This window comes from Pantoea sp. y20, from assembly GCF_054903455.1.
Window position 1 is genome coordinate 1,064,616 of sequence record NZ_CM142816.1, and the last position, 25,855, is coordinate 1,090,470.

25 protein-coding genes are annotated in these 25,855 nt (G+C 55.2%); 9 read left to right on the forward strand and 16 right to left on the reverse strand.

Translation table 11 applies throughout. The features are described 5' to 3' along the window. Positions 1 to 32: 32 nt before the first annotated feature. Both ACYAC5_RS04825 and lysM read right to left on the reverse strand, forming a co-directional pair. Positions 33 to 593, reverse strand: a complete 561-nt coding sequence (locus ACYAC5_RS04825) for a SadB/YajI family lipoprotein (protein ID WP_462062491.1) — start codon at positions 591 to 593, stop codon at positions 33 to 35. A 14-nt stretch (positions 594 to 607) separates the two neighbouring features. Then, the gene (gene lysM / locus ACYAC5_RS04830) at positions 608 to 1,048 is read right to left on the reverse strand and encodes a peptidoglycan-binding protein LysM (RefSeq protein WP_101762442.1); all 441 of its coding nucleotides are present in this window, start codon (positions 1,046 to 1,048) and stop codon (positions 608 to 610) included. 205 nt (positions 1,049 to 1,253) lie between these two features. Between lysM and nrdR the strand changes: the two genes are divergently transcribed. The 5 genes from nrdR to thiL all read left to right on the forward strand — a co-directional run bounded on the left by nrdR (position 1,254) and on the right by thiL (position 4,834). After that, complete coding sequence (gene nrdR, locus ACYAC5_RS04835; protein ID WP_008103978.1) at positions 1,254 to 1,703, forward strand: transcriptional regulator NrdR; 450 nt, start codon at positions 1,254 to 1,256, stop codon at positions 1,701 to 1,703. Between the two features lie 3 nt (positions 1,704 to 1,706). Beyond that, complete coding sequence (gene ribD, locus ACYAC5_RS04840) at positions 1,707 to 2,810, forward strand: bifunctional diaminohydroxyphosphoribosylaminopyrimidine deaminase/5-amino-6-(5-phosphoribosylamino)uracil reductase RibD (RefSeq protein WP_192414017.1); 1,104 nt, start codon at positions 1,707 to 1,709, stop codon at positions 2,808 to 2,810. A gap of 90 nt (positions 2,811 to 2,900) precedes the next feature. Then, positions 2,901 to 3,371 carry a 6,7-dimethyl-8-ribityllumazine synthase gene (ribH, locus tag ACYAC5_RS04845; protein ID WP_007887008.1) on the forward strand — a complete coding sequence of 157 codons (471 nt, stop codon included), beginning with the start codon at positions 2,901 to 2,903 and terminating at the stop codon, positions 3,369 to 3,371. A 19-nt stretch (positions 3,372 to 3,390) separates the two neighbouring features. After that, entirely contained in the window at positions 3,391 to 3,810 is a 420-nt protein-coding gene (gene nusB / locus ACYAC5_RS04850; RefSeq protein ID WP_007887007.1) for a transcription antitermination factor NusB, read from the forward strand. 46 nt (positions 3,811 to 3,856) lie between these two features. After that, complete coding sequence (gene thiL / locus ACYAC5_RS04855; RefSeq protein ID WP_101762440.1) at positions 3,857 to 4,834, forward strand: thiamine-phosphate kinase; 978 nt, start codon at positions 3,857 to 3,859, stop codon at positions 4,832 to 4,834. Positions 4,835 to 5,000: 166 nt separating this feature from the next. On the opposite strand, the gene ACYAC5_RS04860 is transcribed toward thiL, so the two are convergent. From ACYAC5_RS04860 to xseB, 4 genes are all read right to left on the reverse strand, one after another. Then, positions 5,001 to 5,975 (reverse strand): aldo/keto reductase, encoded by a 975-nt coding sequence (locus tag ACYAC5_RS04860; protein ID WP_192414018.1) that lies wholly within the window; start codon positions 5,973 to 5,975, stop codon positions 5,001 to 5,003. Between the two features lie 91 nt (positions 5,976 to 6,066). Then, entirely contained in the window at positions 6,067 to 7,932 is a 1,866-nt protein-coding gene (gene dxs / locus ACYAC5_RS04865; protein ID WP_101762438.1) for a 1-deoxy-D-xylulose-5-phosphate synthase, read from the reverse strand. A gap of 19 nt (positions 7,933 to 7,951) precedes the next feature. Then, positions 7,952 to 8,851 carry a (2E,6E)-farnesyl diphosphate synthase gene (ispA, locus tag ACYAC5_RS04870; RefSeq protein ID WP_192414019.1) on the reverse strand — a complete coding sequence of 300 codons (900 nt, stop codon included), beginning with the start codon at positions 8,849 to 8,851 and terminating at the stop codon, positions 7,952 to 7,954. Next, entirely contained in the window at positions 8,851 to 9,093 is a 243-nt protein-coding gene (xseB, locus tag ACYAC5_RS04875) for an exodeoxyribonuclease VII small subunit (RefSeq protein ID WP_101762436.1), read from the reverse strand. The genes ispA and xseB overlap by 1 nt, the downstream gene beginning before the upstream one ends. 237 nt (positions 9,094 to 9,330) lie before the next feature. Here xseB and thiI point away from each other — a divergent pair, with 237 nt between their 5' ends. Next, positions 9,331 to 10,779, forward strand: a complete 1,449-nt coding sequence (gene thiI, locus ACYAC5_RS04880) for a tRNA uracil 4-sulfurtransferase ThiI (RefSeq protein ID WP_110867750.1) — start codon at positions 9,331 to 9,333, stop codon at positions 10,777 to 10,779. 114 nt (positions 10,780 to 10,893) lie between these two features. Here thiI and yajL read toward each other — a convergent pair whose 3' ends face one another. Beyond that, positions 10,894 to 11,502, reverse strand: a complete 609-nt coding sequence (gene yajL, locus ACYAC5_RS04885) for a protein deglycase YajL (protein WP_137385266.1) — start codon at positions 11,500 to 11,502, stop codon at positions 10,894 to 10,896. Then, a complete protein-coding gene (gene panE / locus ACYAC5_RS04890; RefSeq protein WP_222210813.1) occupies positions 11,456 to 12,376 on the reverse strand; it encodes a 2-dehydropantoate 2-reductase in 921 nt (306 codons plus the stop codon). Before panE ends, yajL begins: the two co-directional genes overlap by 47 nt. 125 nt (positions 12,377 to 12,501) lie before the next feature. Between panE and ACYAC5_RS04895 the strand changes: the two genes are divergently transcribed. Continuing rightward, positions 12,502 to 12,993 carry a YajQ family cyclic di-GMP-binding protein gene (locus ACYAC5_RS04895; protein WP_101762432.1) on the forward strand — a complete coding sequence of 164 codons (492 nt, stop codon included), beginning with the start codon at positions 12,502 to 12,504 and terminating at the stop codon, positions 12,991 to 12,993. Here ACYAC5_RS04895 and ACYAC5_RS04900 read toward each other — a convergent pair. Beyond that, positions 12,990 to 14,762 carry a sigma-54-dependent Fis family transcriptional regulator gene (locus ACYAC5_RS04900; RefSeq protein WP_462062496.1) on the reverse strand — a complete coding sequence of 591 codons (1,773 nt, stop codon included), beginning with the start codon at positions 14,760 to 14,762 and terminating at the stop codon, positions 12,990 to 12,992. The genes ACYAC5_RS04895 and ACYAC5_RS04900 overlap by 4 nt on opposite strands. 274 nt (positions 14,763 to 15,036) lie before the next feature. On the opposite strand from ACYAC5_RS04900, the gene exaC reads away from it, so the two are divergent. Together exaC and adhP are read left to right on the forward strand one after the other, a co-directional pair. Beyond that, positions 15,037 to 16,557, forward strand: coding sequence for an acetaldehyde dehydrogenase ExaC (gene exaC / locus ACYAC5_RS04905; protein WP_110867746.1), 1,521 nt, complete (start codon positions 15,037 to 15,039; stop codon positions 16,555 to 16,557). Positions 16,558 to 16,587: 30 nt separating this feature from the next. Then, positions 16,588 to 17,628, forward strand: coding sequence for an alcohol dehydrogenase AdhP (gene adhP, locus ACYAC5_RS04910; protein ID WP_137385269.1), 1,041 nt, complete (start codon positions 16,588 to 16,590; stop codon positions 17,626 to 17,628). Positions 17,629 to 17,661: 33 nt separating this feature from the next. Here the strand turns inward: adhP and ACYAC5_RS04915 are convergent, their stop codons facing one another. The 7 genes from ACYAC5_RS04915 to ampG form a co-directional block, all read right to left on the reverse strand. Further along, the gene (locus ACYAC5_RS04915) at positions 17,662 to 19,026 is read right to left on the reverse strand and encodes an MFS transporter (RefSeq protein WP_192236709.1); all 1,365 of its coding nucleotides are present in this window, start codon (positions 19,024 to 19,026) and stop codon (positions 17,662 to 17,664) included. Between the two features lie 130 nt (positions 19,027 to 19,156). After that, positions 19,157 to 20,044, reverse strand: coding sequence for a heme o synthase (gene cyoE / locus ACYAC5_RS04920; RefSeq protein WP_008103945.1), 888 nt, complete (start codon positions 20,042 to 20,044; stop codon positions 19,157 to 19,159). A gap of 11 nt (positions 20,045 to 20,055) precedes the next feature. Continuing rightward, a complete protein-coding gene (locus ACYAC5_RS04925) occupies positions 20,056 to 20,385 on the reverse strand; it encodes a cytochrome o ubiquinol oxidase subunit IV (protein WP_007886986.1) in 330 nt (109 codons plus the stop codon). Further along, positions 20,385 to 20,999, reverse strand: a complete 615-nt coding sequence (locus ACYAC5_RS04930) for a cytochrome o ubiquinol oxidase subunit III (protein ID WP_007886985.1) — start codon at positions 20,997 to 20,999, stop codon at positions 20,385 to 20,387. Before ACYAC5_RS04930 ends, ACYAC5_RS04925 begins: the two co-directional genes overlap by 1 nt. After that, entirely contained in the window at positions 20,999 to 22,981 is a 1,983-nt protein-coding gene (cyoB, locus tag ACYAC5_RS04935) for a cytochrome o ubiquinol oxidase subunit I (protein ID WP_101762427.1), read from the reverse strand. The genes ACYAC5_RS04930 and cyoB overlap by 1 nt, the downstream gene beginning before the upstream one ends. Before the next feature lie 4 nt (positions 22,982 to 22,985). Beyond that, positions 22,986 to 23,912, reverse strand: a complete 927-nt coding sequence (gene cyoA, locus ACYAC5_RS04940; RefSeq protein WP_101762426.1) for a cytochrome o ubiquinol oxidase subunit II — start codon at positions 23,910 to 23,912, stop codon at positions 22,986 to 22,988. 433 nt (positions 23,913 to 24,345) lie between these two features. Continuing rightward, on the reverse strand, positions 24,346 to 25,833 hold the full coding sequence (gene ampG, locus ACYAC5_RS04945; protein WP_280172524.1) for a muropeptide MFS transporter AmpG: 1,488 nt from the start codon (positions 25,831 to 25,833) through the stop codon (positions 24,346 to 24,348). Positions 25,834 to 25,855 lie beyond the last annotated feature (22 nt).

Below are 25,855 nucleotides of genomic sequence, written 5' to 3' on the forward strand. Positions count from 1 at the left end.
CCATTGGCAGCCCGTTTTTTTATGCCTGTCGATCAGGGCGTGGTTTTCGTCGCTGGAGGCTCAACATCGTGCACGCGCACGTAGCCGAGTTGCTCCGGGGTTAACCCGCTGAGTCGCAGCGGTACGCTAACGGAACTGCGCGGCATTAACTGTGCAGGAACCTCGATGGTCTGGCTCAGGCTGCCCGCGTTAAGCGGTTTGCCGCTGGCCGGATCCATTTCGCCCCATACCACGGTCGCGCGCAGTGCCGGAATCGGCTGATCATCGGTCGAGCGGATATTCAGATTGGCGCGACTGCCGCTGGCTTCACCCGCCACCTGCGAGAGTGACAAACGCAATTTACCTAGCTGCGTCTGTAACTCCACCGGCGTATTGGCTTGCGGCAACAGCCACGCGCCCTGGGTGGATTGGCTGTTCAGCTGTCCCTGAATCTCCAGCGCCGCTGCCTGATTGGTCAGCTTGCGCATCTGCTGATTAAGCTGACTCACCTCCTGATGCAAATCTTTGACCTGCGGTGAAACCGGCGTTGAACTGCAACCACTGAGAACCAGCAAAGAGAGTGCTGCCGGAGCCCAAAACGTCCTGATCGTCATGCAATGTCCTTTCTTTATTCGGGAATTCGTAAAACCTGGCCAGGGTAGATCTTATCAGGATGCGTCAGCATTGGCTTGTTCGCTTCGAAAATCTTGTTGTATTCATTAGGATTTCCGTAGACCTCTTTCGATACCGCACTCAAGGTATCGCCTTTTTTCACGGTATAGAATTTCGCGGGCGTAGCGGCATCGCTGGCGGTGACCTTGTCATCCACCTTGGTGATGCCCGCGACGTTACCGGCGGCCACCAGAATCTTCTCTTTCAACTCCTGAGAGATGCCATCACCAGTCACAGTAACGGTATCGCCTTTGACATCCACCTTGACCTTATCGCTGTCGGGCAAACCGAGTTTGTTGATGTGATCCTGCAATTTCTTGCTGGCATCGTCGCCGCCGCCACTGACGGCATCCCACAGTTTTTCTCCAGCATCTTTCACGAAATCAAACAGACCCATACATCCTCCAGATTTTTATGATGTTGGCCGCCTTGCTGGCGGCTCTTTAAGCGTAGTGGTTTTTTGCCTGAGGTCATGTAGGTGATGTCTTGCATTTGGCTTAACGTCACAAACGGGGATTCACACATTATGTGCCACACACATACATTTTGTGGCGCGATCGCGCTACACTGTGTGGCCTATTTATCTCGCATCAGGAAGCCTCATGCATTGCCCATTCTGCTCCGCTGTGGACACCAAAGTGATTGATTCTCGTCTGGTTAGTGAAGGATCGTCGGTGCGTCGCCGTCGTCAGTGTCTGGTGTGTCATGAGCGTTTTACCACCTTTGAAGTGGCAGAGTTGGTGATGCCGCGCGTGGTAAAAAGCAACGATGTGCGTGAACCCTTCAATGAAGACAAGCTCAGCAGCGGCATGATTAAGGCGCTGGAAAAACGCCCCGTCAGCGCCGATGCGGTTGAAAGCGCGGTCAATCATATTAAAACTCAGCTGCGTGCCACCGGTGAACGTGAAGTGCCAAGCGCACTGATCGGCAATCTGGTGATGGATGAGCTGAAAAAGCTCGATAAAGTGGCCTACATTCGCTTTGCCTCGGTCTATCGCAGCTTCGAAGATATTCGCGATTTTGGTGAAGAGATCGCCCGTCTACAGGACTAATCCATGACTGACGAACGCTATATGGCGCGCGCGCTGGAACTGGCGCGGCGCGGACGCTTTACCACCACACCTAACCCCAACGTCGGCTGCGTGATTGTGCGCGAGGGCGAGATTGTCGGCGAAGGCTGGCATCAGCGCGCCGGCGAACCGCATGCCGAAGTGCATGCGCTGCGTATGGCGGGCGAACGAGCTGCTGGCGCAACCGCGTATGTCACGCTGGAACCTTGTAGCCACCATGGACGCACGCCGCCGTGCTGCGATGCGCTGATTGCCGCAGGCGTGACGCGCGTGGTCGCCGCGATGCAGGATCCCAATCCGCAGGTGGCAGGACGTGGACTCTACCGTTTACAGCAGGCGGGCATCGACGTCAGTCATGGCCTGATGATGAACGAAGCGGAAGCGCTGAACCGGGGTTTTCTCAAACGTATGCGGACCGGATTCCCGTGGATCCAGCTGAAGCTCGGCGCATCCCTTGATGGCCGCACCGCCATGGCGAGTGGCGAAAGTCAGTGGATCACCTCCGCGGCCGCAAGGCGCGATGTGCAACGTTTACGCGCCCAGAGTTCAGCTATTCTTAGCACCAGCGCCACGGTGTTGGCGGACAATCCGTCGCTCACGGTACGCTGGAGTGAATTGAATGAAGAGGTGCGTGCGCAGCTCGAAGAAAGCCAGCTGCGCCAGCCGGTGCGCGTGGTGATTGATAGCCAACAGCGCGTCACGCCGCAGCACCGACTGATTGACCAGCCAGGCGAAACCTGGCTGATGCGCAGCGAGCCCGATCAACACGCGTGGCCTGCCAGCGTGACCCAGATTGCGGTGCCCCAGCGTGGTGAACAGCTTGATTTGGTCGCGATGATGATGTTGCTCGGCCAGCGCCAGATCAACAGCGTGTGGGTGGAAGCGGGTGCCGGATTAGCGGGTGCTTTGCTGCAAGCGGGCCTGGTGGATGAGCTGATTGTTTACATGGCGCCAAAGCTGTTAGGGAATGCCGCACGCGGCCTGTGCACGCTGCCCGGACTGGAACAGCTGGCCGATGCGCCGGCCCTGAATTTTAGCGATGTGCGCCTGGTTGGCGAGGACCTGCGCCTGACGCTGACGCCGCGCTGAAAGCGCGCGGAAAAGCCTGAGCGCGTCGCCAAAGAGTATGATAGAATCCGCCCCCTTCTGCGGGGCCATAAAACAACCCAAAGGATATGTATGAAAGTTATCGAAGCTCCTGTTGCCACGCCTGATGCAAACATTGCCATCGTAATTGCGCGTTTTAACAACTTCATTAATGACAGCCTGCTGGACGGCGCGATTGACGCACTTAAGCGCATCGGCCAGGTGAAAGCAGATAACATCACCGTTGTCTGGGTTCCAGGTGCATACGAACTGCCGCTGGCAGCACGCGCACTGGCGAAAGCCGGTAAGCACGACGCCATTGTTGCGTTGGGCACTGTCATCCGTGGCGGCACCGCACATTTCGAATATGTGGCCGGTGAAGCCAGCTCGGGCATTGCGCACGTCGCGATGACCAGCGAAATCCCGGTGACCTTCGGCGTGTTGACCACTGAAAATATCGAGCAGGCGATTGAACGCGCCGGCACGAAAGCAGGTAATAAAGGTGCCGAAGCGGCCCTGACTGCACTCGAAATGATCAACGTATTGAAAGCCATCAAAGCCTGATTTTTGTAAGGGGAATTTTGTGAAACCTGCTGCTCGTCGTCGCGCCCGTGAGTGCGCTGTCCAGGCGCTTTACTCCTGGCAGCTGTCTAAGAACGACATTGCCGATGTGGAATACCAGTTTCTGGCGGAACAAGACGTCAAAGACGTCGATATTAGCTATTTCCGCGAATTGCTGGCCGGTGTGGCGACTAACAGCGCGTACCTGGACGGTCTGATGAAGCCTTACCTGTCGCGTCAGCTGGAAGAGCTGGGCCAGGTAGAAAAAGCCATCCTGCGTATTTCGCTGTATGAGCTGAGCAAGCGTTCTGATGTGCCTTATAAAGTGGCCATCAACGAAGGCATCGAGTTGGCAAAAGTGTTTGGTGCTGAAGACAGCCACAAATTCGTCAACGGTGTGCTCGACAAAGCTGCCCCGCAAATTCGACCAAACAAAAAATAGCGTTAAAGGCCGGTTATCCGGCCTTTTTCTCATTGAGACCTGACTTATGTCTTGTGGTGAATTCGAACTGATTGCACGTTACTTTAACCGCGTCACCAGCTCCCGCCGCGATGTGGAGAAAGGAATTGGTGACGACTGCGCGTTACTTAACGTGCCAGAAAAACAGACACTTGCCATCAGCACCGACACGCTGGTTGCAGGCGTCCACTTCTTACGTGATATCCATCCCGCCGATCTCGGCTACAAAGCCGTCGCCGTTAATCTCAGCGATTTAGCCGCCATGGGCGCCGATCCGGCCTGGCTGACGCTGGCATTAACGCTGCCTGAAATTGATGAACCGTGGGTGGCGGCCTTTAGCGACAGCCTGTTTGAGCTGCTGGATTATTACGATATGCAGCTGATTGGTGGCGATACCACGCGCGGACCGCTGAGCATGACGCTCGGCATTCACGGTTTAGTGCCAGTGGGAAGGGCGCTGAAACGTTCGGGCGCGAAGCCAGGCGACTGGATTTTCGTCACCGGCACCCTGGGTGACAGCGCGGCCGGTTTATCGCTGCTGCAGCATCGCCATCGCCTGAACGATCCGGCGGTGCACGAAGCGTTGATCAAACGCCATCTGCGTCCAATGCCGCGCGTGCTGCAAGGCCAGGCGCTGCGCGGTCTGGCAACCTCGGCGATCGATATCTCTGATGGCCTGATTTCCGATCTCGGCCATGTGCTGACCGCCAGCCGCGTTGGCGCTCGCATCAATCTCGACGCGTTACCGCTTTCAGCGGCCCTGCGCGATCACTTCGAGCCTGAACTGGTGCTGAAATGGGCGTTGAGCGGCGGCGAAGATTACGAGCTGTGCTTTACCGTGCCAGAAGTGAACCGTGGCGCGATTGACGTGGCGCTCGGCCATTTTGGTGTGCCTTATACCTGTATTGGGCAGATTGCACCCGAATCGGAAGGGCTGAGTTTGCTGGAGAACGGCAAGCCGCGCAGTGTAGATGTGAAAGGGTTTGATCACTTCGGCGCGAAGTAAATTGCCCTCACCCTAACCCTCTCCCACAAGTGGGAGAGGGGACAATTAGGTAGGGACTGCTCGTTCTGCTCCAACAAGTGGGAGAAGGAACGATTAGGTGGGTACTGCAGATACTGCTCCCTCGCCCGCTTGCGGGAGAGGGCTGGGGTGAGGGGAATGGTCTACCTTACTCAAACCCCACCATCGGATGCGGTTGATATACCGTTTCCAGCTCGGCAATCTCATTCTCACTCAATTCAACATCCACCGCTTTCACCAACTCGGCGAACTGTTGCTCGCGCGAAGCGCCAATGATCGGCGCGGTGACCGCCGGTTTATGTAATAGCCACGCCAGCGCCACCTGCGCGCGCGTCACGCCTTTATCGGCGGCTACATTAGCCAGACGCTCGGCAATTGCCGCATCGTTCTCTTCGGTGCCGGTATACAGCTTCTCCATCACATTATCCGATACCGAACGTGCGGTGGTTTCGCCCCATGGACGCGTGAGTTTACCGCGCGCCAGCGGGCTCCACGGCAGCACCGCGATCCCTTCGCGCTGACACAGCGGATGCATGTCATTCTCTTCCTCACGCTGAATCAGGTTGTACTGATCCTGCATGCTGACAAAGCGCGCCCAGTTATTTTGCTTTTGCAGTTCCAGCGCCTGAGCAAACTGCGATGCGTGCATTGATGATGCGCCGATGTAACGCGCCTTGCCGGATTTCACCACTTCATGCAGCGCTTCCAGCGTCTCTTCAATCGGCGTGGCGTAATCCCAGCGGTGAATCTGCAGCAGATCGACATACTCCATACCAAGGCGCGTCAGGCTGTCATCAATCGATTGCAAGATATTCTGGCGCGACAAGCCTTGTGACAGATTACTCAGCGGAAAATAGACCTTGGTGGCGACCACAACCTGATCGCGGCGGGCAAAATCTTTCAGCGCCCGGCCCACAATCTCTTCGCTGCTGCCATCGGAATAGCTGTTAGCGGTATCGAAGAAGTTGATGCCGGCTTCCAGCGCCTGCTTGATCAACGGTCGGCTGCTCTCTTCAGGCAGCGTCCACGCGTGATTGCCGCGCGTGGGATCGCCGTAAGTCATGCAGCCTAAACAGAGACGTGAAACCTGTAAGTCGGTTTGGCCTAGGGGAATGGTTTTCATCTATTTGGGCTCCTGCTCTTATGCTTGAGGGAAATCGTTCCCTAAGCATAGCAGCAGGCTCGCTCACCGGGCGGTGAGCGAGTCGGGCAGATTACTGGGCGAGCCAGTCAGTGATTTGCTGCTGAATACCGGCGGCATCCAGCTGATAATCCTGACGTACTTCTTCCTGCGTGCCTTGTGGGATGAACTCATCCGGCAGGCCGAGGTTGAGCACCGGCACGCGCAGGCGTTTTGCCATCACGTACTCATTGACGCCGCTGCCGGCGCCGCCTTTGATGGCGCCTTCTTCCAGCGTAACCAGCGAATCGTGGCTGGCCGCCAGCTCGGCAATCAGTGCTTCATCGAGTGGCTTCACAAAACGCATATCTACCAGCGTGGCATTTAGCGCTTCCGCAGCGGCAGCGGCTTCTGGCAGCAAAGTACCGAAGTTAAGGATCGCCAGCTTTTCGCCGCGACGCTTCACGATACCTTTGCCCAGCGGCAAGCTAGCCAGCGGTTCCAGCGTTGCGCCGGTGCCGGTACCGCGCGGGTAACGCACCGCACTTGGGCCATCCTGATAGTGATATCCGGTGTAAAGCATCAGACGACATTCGTTTTCATCGCTTGGCGTCATGATCACCATCTCTGGCACGCAGCGTAAGAACGCGATATCAAATGCGCCCTGATGAGTTTGACCATCCGCGCCGACAATACCGCCGCGATCGATAGCAAACAGCACCGGCAATTTCTGGATGGCGACATCGTGGATCAGCTGATCGTAGGCGCGCTGCAGGAAGGTCGAGTAGATCGCCACAACCGGTTTGTAACCACCAATCGCCATACCCGCCGCGAACGTTACCGCGTGCTGCTCGGCAATCGCCACATCAAAATATTGCTGCGGATAGTCGCGTGAGTAGCTCACCATGCCCGAGCCTTCGCGCATCGCTGGCGTGACCGCCATCAGGCGCGGATCGTCAGCCGCCATTTCGCTCAGCCAGTTGCCGAAAATCTTCGAGTAGCTTGGTAAGCCCGGCACGCTTTTCGGCAGCGCCAGGCTGGCGGGATCGAACTTCGGTACCGCATGCCAGGTAATCGGATCTTCTTCCGCAGGGGCATAACCTTTGCCCTTTTTGGTCATGATGTGCAGGAACTGCGGACCTTTCAGATCGCGCATGTTCTTCAGCGTGCTCACCAGCGTCAGCACGTCGTGACCATCTACCGGGCCGATGTAGTTAAAGCCCAGCTCTTCAAACAGCGTACCCGGCACCACCATGCCTTTCAGGTGCTCTTCTGTGCGCTTCACCAGCTCTTTAATCGGCGGCAAACCGCCCAATACACGCTTGCCGCCTTCGCGCAGGCGTGAATAGGTTTTCCCGGAGAGAATCTGTGCCAGACGATTGTTGAGTGCGCCCACGTTCTCGGAGATCGACATCTCGTTGTCGTTGAGGATCACCAGCATGTCCGGCTTGATGTCACCGGCGTGGTTCATGGCTTCAAACGCCATGCCGGCGGTGATCGCGCCATCGCCAATAATACAGGCGGTGCGACGGCCTTTGCCTTCACGTTCGGCGGCAACCGCCATGCCAAGCCCGGCGCTGATCGAGGTGGAGGAGTGACCTACGCTCAGCACGTCGTACTCACTCTCACCGCGCCACGGGAACGGATGCAGGCCATTTTTCTGGCGGATGGTGCCGATACGATCGCGGCGTCCGGTCAGGATTTTATGCGGATAGGCCTGATGGCCTACGTCCCACACCAGATGATCAAAGGGGGTGTTATAAACATAATGCAGCGCCACTGTTAGCTCGACGACGCCCAGACCCGATGCAAAGTGGCCGGAAGATCGGCTCACGCTATCCAGCAGATACTGACGCAGTTCGTCACACAGCTCCGGAAGTTTTTCTTTCGGTAATAAACGTAATTCCTGAACCGTGTTGGCTAACGCCAGTGTCGGGTATTTTGCAATATCAAAACTCATCAGAGACTCATTATGAAAGTTATTTATCGCGTTCAATTATGAAGCTTGCCAGCGCTTGTAAGGCGAGTGTGTTGTAAGACTGTGCCGCCAGAATATCGAGCGCGCCGAGCGCCTCTTGATAAAGATCCCAGGCTTTACTGCGGGCATTTTCCAGCCCCATCAATGAAGGATAGGTGCTTTTACCCAATGCCTGATCCGCGCCCTGTGTTTTTCCTAATACGGCGGTATCGCCGACCACATCGAGGATGTCATCCTGCACCTGAAACGCCAGTCCGATGGCATTGGCGTAGGTATCCAGTAGCGGCATCGCGGCGCGACCACGATCGCCGGCGGCTAATGCGCCAAGACGTACCGCGACGCGAATTAACGCGCCGGTTTTATGGCGGTGAATCTGTTCCAGCTGCGCCAGATCGATGCTTTTGCCTTCCGCCGCCAAATCCAGTGCCTGACCGCCGCACATGCCTGCCACGCCGCTGGCCTGCGCCAGTTCGGAAATCATCGCAATACGCGCGTCGGCGCTGACGCCGGGCATCGGCTGATCGGCCAGAATCGAAAAGGCCAAAGTTTGCAGAGCATCGCCGGCGAGAATCGCCGTGTCTTCACCATATTTAATATGGCAGGTTGGCTGCCCGCGGCGTAACGCATCGTCGTCCATCGCCGGCAGATCGTCATGAATCAGGGAATAAGCATGGATGCATTCCACGGCCGCAGCCGGCACATCGAGGCTGGCGGCATCGGCCTTTAGCATTTCGCCTGTTGCGTACACCAGAAAGGGACGCAGACGCTTACCGCCTAATAATGCCCCATACTCCATGGCATTCACCAGAGGAGAACTCTGAAAAGGAAGTGGATCTATTAAGCGCGTCAATGCCTGATTAACGCGTTGATGGTAAGCGCTCAGCAGTTTAGCAAAATCCATTACTCATTTTCCGGGGTAAAAGGGGCGAGGGCGGCATCTTTCTCATCGCTAAGCAGAATTTGCACACGCTGCTCTGCCTGCTGCAGGGTTTGCTGACCGGTACGTGCCAATTGTACGCCGCGTTCAAATTCGTTCAGCGCCTGCTCTAACGGCAGCTCGCCACTTTCCAGGCGGCTAACAATCTGTTCCAGCTGCTCTAATGCGCTTTCAAAACTGGCAGGCGCTTCGGCTTTTTTCGGCATAATCAGTGTCGACTCACAGGTTAGGAGATCATCTTGCAATCGGTCATGGTAGCTGACGAGGATTAATTAGCAAAATAATGAATGTGATGAAGGTTGCTTAAAGCAGTCACCCGGCAAAGGTGATATACTTTTGCGCCTCGGATGCGGGGGCTCCTGAATTAACCCGCAATTATATGATTTTAACAGTTAAGTGCCGATGCTTTTAGCACTTATTTGTCCAAACGAACCCCTGTCGCCATGAAGTTTATCGTCAAGCTGTTTCCAGAAATCACCATCAAAAGTCAGTCGGTGCGTCTGCGCTTTATCAAAATTCTCTCCAGTAGCATTCGTAATATTCTGCGCACCGTGGATGAAGAGATCAAAGTCGTGCGCCATTGGGACCACATTGAAGTGCGTTCTAAGAATGAGTCGCTGCGCGAGACCCTTGTCACCGAACTGACGCGCATTCCGGGCATTCACCATGTGCTGGCGGTGGAAGATCGCGCCTACACCGATATGCACGACATTTTCGAGCAGACGCTGGTGCTGAACCGCGAGCGTCTGGAAGGCAAAAGCTTCTGCGTGCGCGTCAAGCGTCGCGGCAAGCACAGCTTCAGCTCGCAGGACGTGGAACGCTACGTTGGCGGCGGCCTTAACCAACACATCGCCAGCGCGCGCGTGCAGCTCAATCGTCCGGAAGAAACGGTGAATCTGGAGATCGACGACGATCGTCTGTTGCTGATCACCGCACGCTATGAAGGCTTAGGCGGATTCCCGATTGGTACCCAGGAAGATGTTCTGTCACTGATTTCCGGCGGTTTTGATTCTGGCGTGTCGAGCTACATGCTGATGCGTCGCGGCTGCCGCGTGCATTACTGCTTCTTCAACCTTGGCGGTGCGGCACACGAGATTGGCGTGCGCCAGGTTGCACATTACCTGTGGCAGCGCTTTGGTCGCTCACACCGCGTACGCTTCGTAGCGATCAACTTCGAGCCGGTAGTCGGTGAGATTCTTGAGAAAGTGGACGACGGCCAAATGGGCGTGGTGCTGAAGCGTATGATGGTGCGTGCGGCGTCAATGGTGGCGGAACGTTACGGCGTGCAGGCGCTGGTGACCGGCGAAGCGCTGGGCCAGGTTTCCAGCCAGACGCTGACCAACCTGCGTTTGATCGATAACGCCTCCGATACGCTGATTCTGCGTCCGCTGATCTCCCATGACAAAGAGCACATCATTGATGTGGCACGTAAGATCGGCACCGAAGATTTTGCCCGCACCATGCCAGAATATTGCGGCGTGATTTCGAAAAGCCCAACCGTTAAAGCGGTGAAGGGCAAGATCGAAGCGGAAGAGCAAAACTTCGATTTCGAGATCCTTCATCGCGTGGTGCAGGAAGCCAGCAACGTCGATATCCGTGAAATCGCCGAGCAGACGGAAGAAGAAGTGGTGGAAGTTGAAACCGTTGACTCCTTCATCAGCAACGACGTGGTGCTGGATATCCGTTCGGCCGATGAGCAGGAGGCGAATCCGCTGATCGTCGAAGGCGTTGAAGTGAAAACTCTGGCGTTCTACAAACTCAGCACCCAGTTTGGCGACCTTGACCAGAGTAAAACCTGGCTGCTGTATTGCGATCGCGGTGTGATGAGTCGTCTGCAGGCGCTCTATCTGCATGAGCAGGGCTTCAAAAACGTGAAGGTTTATCGTCCATAAGCGATAAACCGTAGCGGCGCGATGAATCACGCGTATTTCATGCGGCATCAGTGTTGCAGTGAAATGCGCAATTAATCACGCCGCTACAATCATGTGCAGTGTGCTGTAACAACGTTACCGCTCTTCAAACTCCTGATAATTATAAATCCCTGCTGCCAACACCAGCTGTGAAGCCACTTCACGCGCGGTCTCTTTATCCACCAGCAAATCAATCAGCTTCAACGCAAAATCCATTGCGGTGCCCGGTCCCTGGCTGGTCAGCAGATTAACGCGCGGATCCCACACCACGCGGCGCTCCATCCATTTGCTGTCGGGGATGGTGTCACGCAGGCCGGGAAAACCGGTCATATTGCCGACGGGAAACAGATCGTGCGCGACCAAAACCGTGCCCGGCGCGGCACAAATCGCCGCCACAATCTTGCTGGAGAGATGGAACTGGCGCACGGTTTCCACCAGCAGCGGGCTGTCGCGGAAGGTCTGCGCGCCTTTTAAACCGCCGGGCAGCACAATCGCATCGTAGTCGTTATCTGCCACCTCAACCAAAGGCGCATCCGCCAGCAGCCGCACGCCGCGCGAACAAACGATCTCACGCGTGCCATCGCTCTCCACGCTGGCGGTGGTGACGCTTAATCCGCCGCGTACCAGCAAATCGATAGTGGTGACCGCTTCGGTCTCTTCACTTCCATGTGCCAGGCAAACCAGAACCGATGCGTTCGCGCTCATAGTGGGACTCCTTACGTTTAATCAGATCGTACAAACGGGTGTTTTCCGGCAGTGAAATGCCCTGCGCGCGGGCGCGACGCAACAGGTAGCCGGTGATGTAATCAATTTCGGTCAGACGCTGCGCGCGCACATCCTGCAACATTGATGAGGTATTTGCGGCGGTGCTATCGATCACGTCGTAAATGATGTCGCGCAGATTATCCACCGCCATGTGCTGGCCTTCGCGCTCCATCACCCAGGCGATCTCTTCGCACAGCAGCGCGACTTGTTCCGGCCAGGCGCGCAGCGCCCCGTTTTGGCAATCGTGCTCGACGGTCATCGGATTGATCACGCAGTTAATTGCCAGCTTGCGCCAGCTGGCGGCGGCGATGTTGTCATGCCAGGCCACATCCGGCAGCGCCTGATGCAGAATATCAGCGATATCGCTCTGTGCGGCGCTCTCACGATTAGCAGGGCCGATATGGGTGATGCCGTGCGCAATATGCTTAATCACCGTGCCGTCGCGCATTGCCGCGTGCGTGGTGATGCCGCGCAACAGCGGCTGACGCAAATCTTTCAGCTCTTCCAGCGTTCCCATGCCGTTATGCAGCAGCAGAATTGGCGCGTGCGTCGGCAGCACGCTTTGCAGATTTTTCACCGCAGGTGAAACCTGGGGCGCTTTGAGCGTCACCAGTAACAGCTGGCTTTCGGCGAGGAACAGCGGATCATTGGCAATAAAGGTGTGATTGCTCACCTCGCCTTGCGGATCGACTACGTTGGCTGAGCAATAGGGCTGCGGTACACGTAACCAGCCCTGCACCTCATGTCCCTGACGGGCGAGAGCGGCGAGCCAAATTTGACCTAAGGCGCCACACCCCAACACGGTAATTTTCATTTTGCCCCCCGTGGGCGGGTTCCTGTTTTCACGTTACGGGTAAGTATAGCTTTCCGCGTATCGTGTTTTATTAGCGCCACAAGACGCGTATTATGCATGTCACTTTAGTATCAGGAGAAGAAAAGATGCCATCTTTCGATATCGTTTCCGAAGTCGAATTGTCGGAAGTGCGAAATGCCGTGGAGAATGCGAACCGCGAGATCTCAACCCGTTTCGATTTCCGTAACGTGAGTGCAACCATTGAGCTCAACGAAAAGAACGAGACCATCAAACTCAGCAGCGAATCTGATTTCCAGGTCAAACAGCTGGTGGATATTCTGCGCGAAAAGCTGCTGAAGCGTGGCATTGAAGGCGCGGCGATTGAAGTGCCAGAAGAGATCGTGCACAGCGGTAAAAGCTGGTCGGTGGAAGCCAAGCTGAAGAAAGGTATCGAAAGCGATATCGCGAAAAAGCTGGTGAAGCTGATTAAAGACAGCAAGCTGAAAGTGCAGACGCAGATTCAGGGTGAAGAACTGCGCGTAACCGGTAAGTCACGCGACGACCTGCAAGGTGCGATGGCGCTGGTGCGCGGTGGCAACCTCGGACAGCCTTTCCAGTTCAAAAACTTCCGCGACTAATCGCGTTTGTCGCGCGCCGCACGACGATAAAGCGTGCTGCGCGCGACGCCTAAGGCTTCCGCCGTTTTACTGATATTACCATTGAAGCGCTGCAGCGTTTCGCTGATCAACCGCCTATCATGACTCTGCCGATTGGACTGTGGCTGCACCGCCGCACGCCGATACTCAGCCGGTAAATGGACCTCTGTCACTTCTTCACCTTCATCCGCCAGTGCCAACAGCACGCGTAACAAGCTGCGCAATTGCCGCACGTTGCCCGGCCACGGCAGCTGCGCCAGAGCCGTCAACAGCGCAGGTGAGAGCTGAATATCGCGATCCGCGCCGCCCAGCTCCAGCCATAATCGACGGATAAAACCTTCCACATCCGGCCAGGCGCGCAGCGGCGGAATGGTCATCGAGAATTCCTGCAGGCGATAGAGTAAATCTTCGCGGAATTCACCTTCGGCCACGCGCTGTGCCAAATCGCGGTGTGTGGCGCTGATCACCGCGAAATTCACCGGCCAGCTGCGGCTGGATCCGAGCGGCGCCACCTCTTTCTCCTGCAACACGCGTAGCAAGCGGGTTTGCAGTGACAGCGGCATATCGCCAATTTCATCAAGGAACAGCACGCCGCCATCCGCTTCACGAATTTTGCCGATGTAACCATTCTTGCTCGCGCCGGTGAACGCGCCGGGTTGATAGCCAAACAGCTCAGATTCAATCAGCGCTTCGGGGATGGCCGCGCAGTTAATGGCAACGAATTTGCCTTCGCGCCAGCGGCTTTGCTGATGCAGTGCGCGGCTGACATACTCTTTGCCGCTGCCGGTTTCGCCGTGAATGCACAGTGAAACGCCGGCATTGAGCAGTCGCACCATCTTCTCGCCATCGCGCCCCAGCGAGAAAGGCAGCTCGCTGGCGGGTTCGCTCGGCGTGGCAAAATGGCTGCGCTGCGGTGCTCGCAGGCGAAAATAGTAGCGCTGCGTAGCGTAATCGAGCGGAGCGGGAATGCTGTTGGCGTGCTGCTGCTGTTGCGGGAACAGTTGTTGAAAGGTCACGCTGCCGAGTTGCCCGACGCTCAGCGCCAGCTCGCGCATCGCCAGACGATTGGCGGCGGTCAGGACGTTATCCGAGAACACCAGCAGCAGTTCATCGCTGGTATCGATGCCCTGCGGCTGCAGATGCAGGCTCATCAACCATTGCTGCGGATGCAGGCTCTGCTTCACCCACAGATATTCGATCTGTTTCGCCGCCGCTTTCACCCAGCTAAAGGTCTGCGGATGCGGGAAGTGCGCCGGGCCGGAAATATCCAGCACGCCAGCAATCTGACCGTTGGGCATTTGCAGCGGCATCGCCGCACAGTACAAACCTTGATTGAGCGTCAGGAAGTGCTGATGACCTTGAATCTCGCAGCCATCATCAATCGCCAGCGCGGTGCCAATCGCATTGGTGCCGCGCCCGCATTCACTCCACAAATTGCCTGGCGCCAGCGCATAACGTTGGGCTTTTTCCATCGAAGGCATATCGCCAAAGGTATTGAGTACCAAACCGGTGGCATCCGACAGAATCACCACCGATTGCTTCTCGGCCAGTTTCTGCGCCAGCTGTTTGATCACCGGCTGCGCGAACTGCTGCAGCCCGGCATTGCTGGCAAGCACATCGGCCAGTTCACCCTGGCGAACACGCGGAAAATCATCGGCGGTGCGATCGAGGCCATACAGCTGGCTACGGAACCAGGAGTCGCTTAACAGCGGATTGGCGTTAACGGCAGACGCGGATGGATTTCCCTGCATTGATGACCTCATGCCCAAGCGAAAGTGTTGCGACATTGTAGCGGGTCGGTTTCTGTACTGTTGCGATACGCAACACAGATGGTGAACTTTTCTGCACAACATAGCCAGGTTATGTTGTGCGGCGGCTCTTAACTTAATGATGATATTGGTTTTTTAATGAAATATCGTCTGATGAAAAAGCTGGCACGCTCGCTGCAATAGCTCCTCTGACAGCACGTTTTCTGGAAGGCGACTGAGCCTTCAGAATATCTGACCCTACATAAAGGAGTTTGCGATGCGTTATGCACATCCCGGTACGCCCGGCGCTTTGGTTTCATTCCAGGCGATTTACGGCAACTACATTGCGGGCAAATTCGTCGAGCCGCTCAGCGGCCAATACTTCACTAACACCTCGCCAGTGAATGGCAGCGATATCGCGCAGTTCCCGCGTTCGGATGCGCGCGATATCGATTTAGCGTTGGATGCGGCGCATCAGGCGGCCGATGCCTGGGGAAAAACCAGCGTGCAGCATCGCGCCAACATCCTGTTGCAGGTGGCGGATCGCATTGAGGCCAATCTCGAAAAACTGGCGGTAGCGGAGAGCTGGGATAATGGTAAACCGATTCGCGAAACCCTGAACGCCGATCTTCCGCTGGCGGTGGATCACTTCCGTTACTTCGCCGGTTGCCTGCGTGCGCAAGAGGGCAGCACCGCGGAGATCGATGAAACCACCGTGGCATATCACTTTCATGAACCGCTCGGCGTGGTTGGGCAAATCATTCCGTGGAACTTCCCGCTGTTAATGGCGGCGTGGAAACTGGCGCCAGCGCTGGCGGCGGGCAACTGTGTGGTGCTGAAACCGGCGGAACAGACGCCGCTCGGTATTACGCTGCTGATGGAGGTGATTGGCGATCTGTTCCCGGCTGGCGTGTTGAATGTGGTGCAGGGTTTTGGTCGTGAAGCGGGTGAAGCGCTGGCGACCAGCAAACGCATCGCCAAAATCGCCTTTACCGGTTCAACGCCGGTGGGGCGCCACATTATGGCCTGCGCTGCTGAAAACATCATTCCCTGCACCGTCGAGCTGGGCGGCAAGTCGCCGAATATCTACTTCGCTGATGTGATGGATGGTGAGGACGAGTTTATTGAGAAGGCGGTGGAAGGTTTAGTACTCGGTTTCTTCAATCAGGGTGAAGTCTGTACCTGTCCATCGCGCGCCTTGATTCATGAATCGATCTATCAACCCTTTATGGATCGCGTGATGGCCAAGGTGGCGAACATCCGTCGCGGCGATCCGCTCGATAGCGACACCATGATTGGTGCACAGGCTTCACGCCAGCAATTCGATAAAATCCTGTCGTATATCAACATCGCACGCGACGAAGGCGGGCAGATTCTCACCGGTGGCGATCGCGCCAGCATGGCCACCGAGCTGAATGATGGATTCTACATTCAGCCGACCTTAATCAAAGGAACCAACCAGATGCGCTGTTTCCAGGAGGAGATTTTTGGGCCGGTGATTGGTGTTACCACCTTTAAGGATGAGGCAGAAGCGCTCGCCATCGCCAACGAAACCCAGTTCGGTCTTGGTGCGGGCGTGTGGACGCGCGATACCAATCTGGCTTATCGCATGGGACGCGGCATCAAAGCCGGGCGCGTCTGGACCAACTGTTATCACATCTATCCCGCTCACGCGGCATTCGGCGGTTACAAGCAGTCGGGTGTAGGCCGTGAGACGCACAAAATGGCGCTCAGCGCCTATCAACAAACCAAAAATCTGCTGGTTAGCTATGGCACCGCGCCTTTGGGCCTGTTCTAAGTCCGCATCCGATCAAATGGAGAGTGAAAGATGAATATGCAAATCAAAACCACCATGAAAGCCGCGGTTGTGAAGGCTTTTGGTGAACCGTTAGTGATTGAGCAGGTGCCGGTGCCGCAGGTCGGGCCGGGGCAGATTTTAGTGAAAATTGCGGCTACCGGCGTGTGCCATACCGATCTTCACGCGGCCGAAGGCGACTGGCCGATTAAACCCAATCCGCCGTTTATTCCGGGCCACGAAGGTGTGGGCCAGGTTGTGGCGCTCGGCGAGGGCGTTAAGCACCTGAAAATGGGCGATCGCGTCGGTGTGCCGTGGCTCTATTCGGCGTGCGGTCACTGCGAACACTGTCTCGATAGCTGGGAAACGCTGTGTCTGTCGCAGCAAAATGCCGGTTACTCAGTGAATGGCAGCTTCGCGGAATACTGCCTCGCCGATGCCAACTATGTCGGCATCATTCCAGATAACGTCGATTACAACGAAATCGCGCCGATCCTCTGTGCCGGCGTCACCGTGTATAAAGGGCTGAAAATGACCGACACCAAACCCGGCGATTGGGTGGTGATTTCCGGTATTGGCGGTTTAGGGCATATGGCGGTGCAGTACGCGGTTGCCATGGGTCTGAACGTGGCGGCGGTGGATATTGATGATGAGAAACTGGCGTTCGCTAAACGTCTCGGTGCCAGCGTGGTGGCGAATGCGAAAAATGTCGATCCGGCCAAGGTGTTCCAGGAGAGTTTTGGCGGTGCGCATGGCGTGCTGGTCACGGCGGTTTCACCAAAAGCGTTCGAACAGGCGATTGGTACGCTGCGTCGTGGCGGCACCATGGTGCTGAACGGTTTGCCGCCGGGCAAATTCGATCTGTCGATTTTCGATATGGTGTTGGACGGCATTACGGTGCGCGGTTCCATCGTCGGGACGCGCAAAGATCTGCAGGAAGCGCTGGATTTCGCCGGTCGTCACAAGGTGAAAGCCACCGTAGCGGTAGAACCGCTGACTAACATCAACGATATCTTCGCGCGGATGCACGCTGGCAAGATTGAAGGGCGCATCGTGGTGGATATGTCGCTGTAACAAAAAGCCCGACGCGATGGTCGGGCTGGTCATTTAGCAACTGGCGAGCAGCGCTTCGAGTTCGACGCGGCTCGTCACTTTACTGTCGATTTTGATGTAAGCACTTTTCTCTTCTGGCACGATAAACACCGACGCCACGCCGGGCTGCGCTTTCAAACGCTTCTCCAGATTCGGCACCGCCAGCACCGCATCGCTGAGCATAATGCGCAGGCTGCTGACGTAAGGCGGTTCCTGCATCGACATCGCCACAAACAGCCAGGCAGCTGCGACAATCGCACCGACCAGGAACACGGTTTGGGCATCAACATGACCATAGATCCATCCGCCCATGCTGCCGCCAATCGCCACACCAATGAACTGGCTGGTGGAGTAGATGCCCATCGCGGTGCCTTTGTAGCCCGGCGGCGACTCTTTACTGATCAGTGATGGCAGAATCGCTTCCATCAGGTTGAAGGCGAGGAAGAACAGCTGCACACCAATCACCAGCGTCCAGAAGTGGCCTGCCGCGCCCCACAATACGATTTCTGCAATGATGATGATCGCCACGCAGCCGACAAACACGCGCTTCATGCGGCGCTTCACTTCGGCATAGATAATGAAAGGCACCACGGCAACAAAGGCCACCAGCATCGTCACCAGATAGACTTTCCAGTGCTCGGCCGCCGGTAAACCGGCTTGTTCAAACTGTCCCGGTAGCGCCACGAAGCTCGACATCAGCAGAATGTGCAGGCAGAGAATGCCGATATTCAGTTTTAACAGTTTTGGATTGGTCAACACCGCGCGGATACTGCCTTTCACCATGCCGGATTCGCGGTTCAATACGTGGTTTGGTGCGTTCGGCACAACTAATAAGGTGATGACGATGCCCAGCGTCGCGAGGATGGCGATCATCCAGAACAGCGCGTGCAAGCCGAGTGCGTGGGTGACAATCGGGCCAACTACCATCGCAATAGCAAAAGTGACGCCAAAGCTGATGCCGATAAACGCCATCGCCTTGGTGCGGTTTTGTTCACGGGTTAAATCTGACAGCAACGCCATTACCGCAGCGGCAATCGCGCCGGAGCCTTGTAACGCGCGGCCTAAAATCACGCCCCAAATGGTGTCGGAGGTGGCGGCGATCACGCTGCCGAAAACGAACAGCAGCAGCCCGCCAACGATCAGCGGCTTTCGGCCGACGCGATCGGAGAGCAGACCAAAAGGAATCTGGAAGATGGCTTGTGCCAAACCATAGATACCGATTGCGAACCCAATCAGTGTTTCACTGGCGCCCTGTAACGCCATGCCGTACGTGGTGAGTACCGGCAAGACCATAAACATTCCCAACATGCGCAGGGAAAAAACGGTACCTAAACCCCATGTAGCACGAAGCTCTACTGGCGTCATTTTATTGTCGTTCATGTTTACCTCAAAATTATACTGCGCCCATTTTAGGCAGCAGGGCAGGGCGGGTAAAACATTTGTTCTTAAGCAGTGGTAACAAAAAGAAAGGGCGCGAAATTCGCGCCCTTTCTGGTTTTGCGGAGCTGAATTACCAGACGTAAGTCAGTAAATCTTTCGACGCTGGCGTCATGAAATCAACGGACATCATCACGCTCAGAGCGGTGATAGCGACAATCGAGAACACAAACAGTTTACGCGCCCAAACTTTATCGTTTGAGGTTTTGTAACCTGAAAGCGCCATCCCGAGCCACCACACGCTAACGGCCGCAGCCACCACCAGATATTTGTAGCCCGCGTAACCGCCAAGGGTCAGCATCAGCGTGGCAATCATGAACGCCAGTATATACAGCGTAATATGATTTTTTGCCACCGAGATGCCTTTCACCACTGGCAGAACCGGGATGTTGGCAGCCTGGTAATCTTTAAAGCGGAAGATGGCAATCGCATAGGAGTGCGGCATCTGCCACAGGCTAAAGATAGCCAGTAAAATCAACGCGCCAGCATCAAACTGGTTGGTCACTGCGCAGTAGCCAATCACCGGCGGCGCAGCGCCAGAGAGACTACCAATCAGCGTGCCGTAGACAGAGTTACGCTTCATATAGAGGCTATAAACGCCTACGTAAACCACGAAGCCCATCACCGCCAGCCACATGGCCAGCGGGTTAGCGCCGAAATACAGCAACGCAAAGCCAGCAATACCCAATGCGGTTGCATAAACCAGGCTTACTTTCGCCGAGATCAGGCCTTTGACCAGAACACGGTTCCGCGTTCTCTCCATTTTGATGTCGATATCGCGGTCAATCACGTTGTTGAAAACACAACCTGATGCGACAACCAGCGATACGCCAACCAGCGAGGCGAGAAACAGGGTGTAATCAATGCTGCCTTTCGAAGCCAGCAGGAATCCACCGATCACAGAAATTAAATTGCCGAAAATAATTCCTGGTTTTGTTACTTGCAGGTATTGCTTAATCATTACGCGACTCTTTAGTGGGCCATCATGTTGTAGTTGAGGTTCCACATAATCCACAGTGAGCCTACGACAACAATCAAGATGATGAGTGCTGAGAAGACAATGGCCACCATGTTCCAGCCACCTTCTGATTTGCTGTCTAAGTGCAGGAAGTAGACCAGGTGAACCAGCACCTGAACTACCGCACACACCAGAACCACACCCAGAATAGTGCCGTGTGAAGCGCCGCCATCCATGACCATCCAGAACGGAATACCGGTCAGGATGATAGAGAGGACGAAGCCGATCATGTAAGACTTCACGCTACCGTGAGAAGCGCCATGTTCGTTAACAGAATGACTCATTACATGGCTCCCATCAGGTAGACAACGGTGAATACGCAGATCCAAACCACATCCAGGAAGTGCCAGAACAAGCTCAGGCACATGATACGGGTGCGGTTGGTTGCAGTCAGACCACGTTTAGAAATCTGGAACATCATCACTGCCATCCAGATCAGGCCAGAGGTCACGTGCAGACCGTGCGTGCCGACCAGCGTAAAGAACGCTGACAGGAAGCCGCTGCGATCAGGACCGAAGCCTTCTTTGATCAGGTGATGGAATTCATAGATTTCCATGCCGATAAAGCCAGCACCGAACAGGAAGGTCAACGCTAACCAGCTGATGACCGAGCCCTTGTTCTGGTTGTTCATCGCAATCACTGCCATACCATAGGTAATGGAGCTGAGCAGCAGCAGCGCGGTTTCGACCAGAACGAACGGCAGTTCGAAGATGTCTTTACCTGCCGGGCCACCGGCAGTGTTATTGACCATAACTGCATAGGTCGCAAACAGGGTTGCGAAGATAATGCAGTCACTCATCAGGTAGATCCAGAAGCCAAAGACTTTATTGGCTCCTGCATCGTGATGCCCATGCTCCGCATGGGCGTCGTGGTGGTGTTTTGCAGTTTCAGTTGACATTATTTCAGACCTGCTTTGCTGATTTCGTCAAAGTGCTTCTTCTCGATCTGCTCGACTTCAGCAACCGGTACGTAGTAATCCACGTCTTCATCGAAGCTCTTCACAATCCAGGTGATGATGGTGCCCACGAAGGTGAGGCCAGCCAGCCACCAGATATGCCAGATCATGGCGAAACCGAACACAGTCATCAGAGCCGCGATAACAACAGCTGCGCCACTGTTTTTCGGCATATGAATTTCTTCATATTTTTCTGGCTGCTTGTACGCTTCGCCTTTCTCTTTCATTTCCCAGAACGCATCGCGCTCATGGATATGCGGGATAACAGCAAAGTTGTAGAACGGCGGCGGTGAAGAGGTTGCCCACTCCAGCGTACGTCCACCCCACGGGTCACCGGTCAGATCACGGTTCTGGTCGCGATCACGTACAGAAACATAGAACTGGGTAACCTGGCACAGGATACCGCAAGCGATCAGCGCCGCACCGCCTGCTGCAACCACCAGCAGTGAGTGGAACTGAGGATCGATGTCCTGGCTGATACGACGCGTCATGCCCATGAAGCCCAGCGCATACAGCGGCATGAATGCCACGAAGAAGCCGATGATCCAGAACCAGAACGCGCGGATACCCCATTTTTCGTTCAGCGTGAAGCCGAACGCTTTCGGGAACCAGTAGGTCACGCCAGCCATACAACCGAACACCACACCACCGATAATCACGTTATGGAAGTGGGCGATCAGGAACAGGCTGTTGTGCAGAATGAAGTCCGCACCTGGAACCGCCAGCAGAACACCTGTCATACCACCAATAGAGAAGGTAACCAGGAAGCCGATGGTCCACAGCATCGCTGAGTGGAACTCAACGCGACCCTGATACATGGTGAACAGCCAGTTGAAGATTTTCACGCCGGTCGGGATAGCGATGATCATCGTCATGATACCGAAGAAGGCGTTTACGTTCGCGCCCGCACCCATGGTGAAGAAGTGGTGCAGCCAAACGATGAACGACAGAACGGTAATCGCGATGGTCGCCCACACCAGAGAGGTATAACCGAACAGACGCTTTTTAGAGAAGGTCGCCGTGACTTCAGCGAAGACACCAAACACCGGCAGAACCAGGATGTACACTTCCGGGTGACCCCAGACCCAAATCAGGTTGACGTACATCATCATGTTACCGCCCATTTCATTGGTGAAGAAATGGAAGCCAAGGTAACGGTCAAGCGTCAACAGTGCCAGCGTAACGGTCAGTACCGGGAACGCAGCGATGATCAGGACGTTAGTACACAGTGATGCCCAGGTGAATACCGGCATTTTGAACAGGTCCATGCCCGGCGCACGCATCTTCAGAATGGTAACGAAGAAGTTGATACCGGTCAGTGTCGTACCGATACCGGACAGCTGGAGACTCCAGATCCAGTAATCGACCCCGACGCCAGGACTGTACTCCGCACCCGAAAGCGGCGGATAAGCCAACCAGCCGGTCTGTGCGAACTCGCCCACACCCAGAGAGATGTTCACCAGGATCACACCGATCGCGGTAAACCAGAAGCTCAGGTTGTTCAGGAACGGGAAGGCAACGTCACGAGCACCGATTTGCAGCGGTACCGCGATGTTCATCAGACCTACCACGAACGGCATCGCCACGAAGAAGATCATGATCACGCCGTGAGCGGTGAAGATCTGGTCGTAGTGGTGCGGCGGTAGTATGCCGGCTTCCCCAGCGGAAGCCATCACTTGTTGGGTACGCATCATTACCGCATCGGCAAAGCCGCGCAGCAACATGACGAAAGCCATGATGATGTACATGATACCCAGTTTTTTGTGGTCAATGGAGGTGAACCATTCTGACCACAGGTACTGCCACTTACCAAAGTAGGTAATCGCAGCAACCAGCGCCAGACCACCTAAGATGATAGCGGCGACCGTAACCACGATAATGGGTTCGTGGTATGGCACTGCATCCAGTGTTAATTTTCCGAACATCGTATTATTCCTCGGCTCCCGCGGAAGCGGCGTGACTCATGTCCATGCCTTTATGTTCTGGCATGTCCATCTTCCCGTGGCTCATCATGAACTTATCAATCACTTGCTTGAACAGTTCTGGATTTGCCGTTGAGAAATATTCCACCGGGTGATTTTCGCTTGGCGTAGCCAGTTTCTCGAAATCATCCATGGTGTTCAGCGCGTTAGGTGCCGCTTTAACTTTGGCAACCCACTGCTGGAATTCCGCATCGTCTTTAGTTGCAATGGCTTTGAACTTCATGCCAGAGAAACCACGACCACTGAAGTTCGCAGAGATACCGTCAAATGTTCCTGGCTCGTTGGCGATCAGATGCAGTTTGGTCTGCATACCGGCCATCGCATAGATCTGGCTGCCGAGAGTAGGAATAAAGAAGGAGTTCATCACGGAGTTGGAGGTGATCTTGAAGTTCACCGGAGTGTTTGCCGGGAAGGCAATCTGGTTGACGGTTGCAATACCCTGTTCCGGGTAAATGAACAGCCATTTCCAGTCCAGTGCCACTACGTCGATCTCAACCGGTTTAACGTCAGAAACCAGCGGTTTGCTCGGCTCCAGCGCGTGGGTTGATTTCCAGGTCAAAACGCCGAGGAAGATAATGATCAGGATCGGAATGGTCCAGACCACGGCTTCCACTTTGTTTGAGTGTGACCAGTTAGGGCTATAAGTTGCGTTAGTATTGGTTGCCCGATATTTCCAGGCAAAGAATACTGCCATGAAGACTGCCGGGATAACTACGATCATCATCAAGCCGAAAGCTGTCAGAATCAACGAACGTTGCTCCAGTGCAATCTGTCCTTTGGGATTTAACAACGCACTATCGCAGCCACTGAGTAATACAGCGCCTGCAATTAATGACAAAATCCCCAAACTTTTATTGTATTTACTGAGTCTCATTTAACGACCTCAATGACAAAGGGCTCTATTGTCGTTTAAGTGTGCGCGCATTTTACGGGAAGGTTTATGCAGTGTAAACCAGCTTAAGGATGTGTCAGAAGGCTGTTGACACCTTTTGCTAAGGGTGTCACAGATGTTACGCAGGGTGACAAATTATTAACTGCGACAAGCAGTTGGCATCAATATAACAAAAACCAATGGTAGAAACCGCAGAAAAATCAGGGAAAGTATAAACCGTACTCTTAATACTCATTTATTTAACATTTCTGCATCATTTCGGCGATGACTTTTATACAAAGTAATTGCGCACCGGATTTAAATATTCGCTCGCAGTTGTTAATTTAATGTTTCTAATTCGCTTTAAAAAAAATGCTATTGGGAAAATGAGCAACTGATATTTTTAGCCCATTATTTCGTTATGAAATTGGCTTACTCAAACCAGATTTTCCCGCGCCGCTTTTTTTAATGCCAAACTATCCAAAATAACCCCGAGTGCGACCGCCAACAGCGCAAATGCCATGCCGGCTTCAAACAGTGGCGTAAGTAGCGCATCAATCTGCACAACGCCGCTGGCGTTAAGGGCTAAGGCCAGCAACCACAAGGCCAGCAAGCCGCAGCCGATGCTAAACAGACGCACCGTCCAGCGGTAACCTTGCGGCCACAAGCTGCGCATCACAAACTCCCCGCTTTGCTGCATGCTATGCAAAGTGCCGCGACACAGCCATAACAGCAGTAATCCCGGTACGCCAGCAAACACGGTGAAAGCATAGAAGGTCGGCCAGCCCCACATTTCAACCAGCCAACCGGCGGCGGGACCGACGTAAACGCGGCCCACGGCGGAGAGGGCAGAGAGCAGTGCGAACTGCGTCGCAGAGAAGGATTTGTTGCACAATGTCATCAGCAACGCGACAAAGGCCGCGGTGCCCATGCCGCCGCACAGGTTTTCAATGAAGACCGCGCTGGCCATGCTCCACAAGTGCGGTGGCGTTACCGCCAGCAACCAGTAAGCAAAATTCGACACCGCTTGCAGCACGCCAAAAATCATCAGGGCGCGGAACAAACTCAGGCGCTGCATCAGCACGCCGCCATACAGCGCACCAATAATGGTGGCCAACAAACCCAGCGTTTTGTTCACCAGACCGACATCGCCCGCGCTAAAGCCGACGCCGCGAATCAGGAAGGTGGTGGTGAGCGAGGCGGCAAATGCATCGCCAAGCTTGTAAAGGATAATCAGCGTGATCAGCAGCCAGGCATTATTGCGCTGGAAGAAGTCTTTCAGCGGGAATGTCACGGCCTGGCGTAGCGAGTGCGGTTCGCGCGCCGGCGCCACCGGTTCTTTCGCCAGCAACGTGGCGATCAGGCCCGGCACCATCAGCAACGCCATTAGCCAGTAAGTGGCTTGCCAGCCGAGATAGCGATCCGCAATCCACAGCGCCAGTCCGCCTGAAATCAACATCGCCAGACGATAGCCCAGCACGGTGATTGCCGCGCCGCTGCCGCGCTCCTCCGGCGGCAGCACATCGGTTTTCCAGGCATCAAACACGATATCCTGTGAAGCCGAACAGAAGGCAACCAGCACCGCCAGCGCGGCCAGCAGCGTTAAGTCACGCGAAGGCTGCATAAAGCCCATGGCAATAATGCCGCCAATTAGCGCCAGCTGCGTGACCAGCAGCCAGCCGCGACGGCGGCCAAGAAACGGTGGCGTATAGCGATCCATCATCGGCGACCACAGGAACTTAAACACGTAAGCCTGACCGACAAGGGAGAAGAAACCGATGGTTTTCAGGTCAACATTCTCTACCGTCATCCACGCTTGTAACGTCCCGGCGGTTAACGCCAGCGGTAAGCCTGAGGCAAAACCCAGCAGCAGCAATACCGCCGCATTACGTTGGGTAAAAATTCGCAGATAGTGAGATGTCATAGCCAACCTGAAATGAAGCCCG

What these genes read in the sequence shown, in the direction of transcription:
- ACYAC5_RS04825 (WP_462062491.1), bottom strand. Translation starts at nt 593, where the DNA reads ATGACGATCAGGACGTTTTGGGCTCCGGCAGCACTCTCTTTGCTGGTT.
- lysM (WP_101762442.1), bottom strand. Translation starts at nt 1,048, where the DNA reads ATGGGTCTGTTTGATTTCGTGAAAGATGCTGGAGAAAAACTGTGGGAT.
- nrdR (WP_008103978.1), top strand. Translation starts at nt 1,254, where the DNA reads ATGCATTGCCCATTCTGCTCCGCTGTGGACACCAAAGTGATTGATTCT.
- ribD (WP_192414017.1), top strand. Translation starts at nt 1,707, where the DNA reads ATGACTGACGAACGCTATATGGCGCGCGCGCTGGAACTGGCGCGGCGC.
- ribH (WP_007887008.1), top strand. Translation starts at nt 2,901, where the DNA reads ATGAAAGTTATCGAAGCTCCTGTTGCCACGCCTGATGCAAACATTGCC.
- thiL (WP_101762440.1), top strand. Translation starts at nt 3,857, where the DNA reads ATGTCTTGTGGTGAATTCGAACTGATTGCACGTTACTTTAACCGCGTC.
- ACYAC5_RS04860 (WP_192414018.1), bottom strand. Translation starts at nt 5,975, where the DNA reads ATGAAAACCATTCCCCTAGGCCAAACCGACTTACAGGTTTCACGTCTC.
- dxs (WP_101762438.1), bottom strand. Translation starts at nt 7,932, where the DNA reads ATGAGTTTTGATATTGCAAAATACCCGACACTGGCGTTAGCCAACACG.
- ispA (WP_192414019.1), bottom strand. Translation starts at nt 8,851, where the DNA reads ATGGATTTTGCTAAACTGCTGAGCGCTTACCATCAACGCGTTAATCAG.
- xseB (WP_101762436.1), bottom strand. Translation starts at nt 9,093, where the DNA reads ATGCCGAAAAAAGCCGAAGCGCCTGCCAGTTTTGAAAGCGCATTAGAG.
- thiI (WP_110867750.1), top strand. Translation starts at nt 9,331, where the DNA reads ATGAAGTTTATCGTCAAGCTGTTTCCAGAAATCACCATCAAAAGTCAG.
- yajL (WP_137385266.1), bottom strand. Translation starts at nt 11,502, where the DNA reads ATGAGCGCGAACGCATCGGTTCTGGTTTGCCTGGCACATGGAAGTGAA.
- panE (WP_222210813.1), bottom strand. Translation starts at nt 12,376, where the DNA reads ATGAAAATTACCGTGTTGGGGTGTGGCGCCTTAGGTCAAATTTGGCTC.
- ACYAC5_RS04895 (WP_101762432.1), top strand. Translation starts at nt 12,502, where the DNA reads ATGCCATCTTTCGATATCGTTTCCGAAGTCGAATTGTCGGAAGTGCGA.
- ACYAC5_RS04900 (WP_462062496.1), bottom strand. Translation starts at nt 14,762, where the DNA reads ATGCAGGGAAATCCATCCGCGTCTGCCGTTAACGCCAATCCGCTGTTA.
- exaC (WP_110867746.1), top strand. Translation starts at nt 15,037, where the DNA reads ATGCGTTATGCACATCCCGGTACGCCCGGCGCTTTGGTTTCATTCCAG.
- adhP (WP_137385269.1), top strand. Translation starts at nt 16,588, where the DNA reads ATGAATATGCAAATCAAAACCACCATGAAAGCCGCGGTTGTGAAGGCT.
- ACYAC5_RS04915 (WP_192236709.1), bottom strand. Translation starts at nt 19,026, where the DNA reads ATGAACGACAATAAAATGACGCCAGTAGAGCTTCGTGCTACATGGGGT.
- cyoE (WP_008103945.1), bottom strand. Translation starts at nt 20,044, where the DNA reads ATGATTAAGCAATACCTGCAAGTAACAAAACCAGGAATTATTTTCGGC.
- ACYAC5_RS04925 (WP_007886986.1), bottom strand. Translation starts at nt 20,385, where the DNA reads ATGAGTCATTCTGTTAACGAACATGGCGCTTCTCACGGTAGCGTGAAG.
- ACYAC5_RS04930 (WP_007886985.1), bottom strand. Translation starts at nt 20,999, where the DNA reads ATGTCAACTGAAACTGCAAAACACCACCACGACGCCCATGCGGAGCAT.
- cyoB (WP_101762427.1), bottom strand. Translation starts at nt 22,981, where the DNA reads ATGTTCGGAAAATTAACACTGGATGCAGTGCCATACCACGAACCCATT.
- cyoA (WP_101762426.1), bottom strand. Translation starts at nt 23,912, where the DNA reads ATGAGACTCAGTAAATACAATAAAAGTTTGGGGATTTTGTCATTAATT.
- ampG (WP_280172524.1), bottom strand. Translation starts at nt 25,833, where the DNA reads ATGACATCTCACTATCTGCGAATTTTTACCCAACGTAATGCGGCGGTA.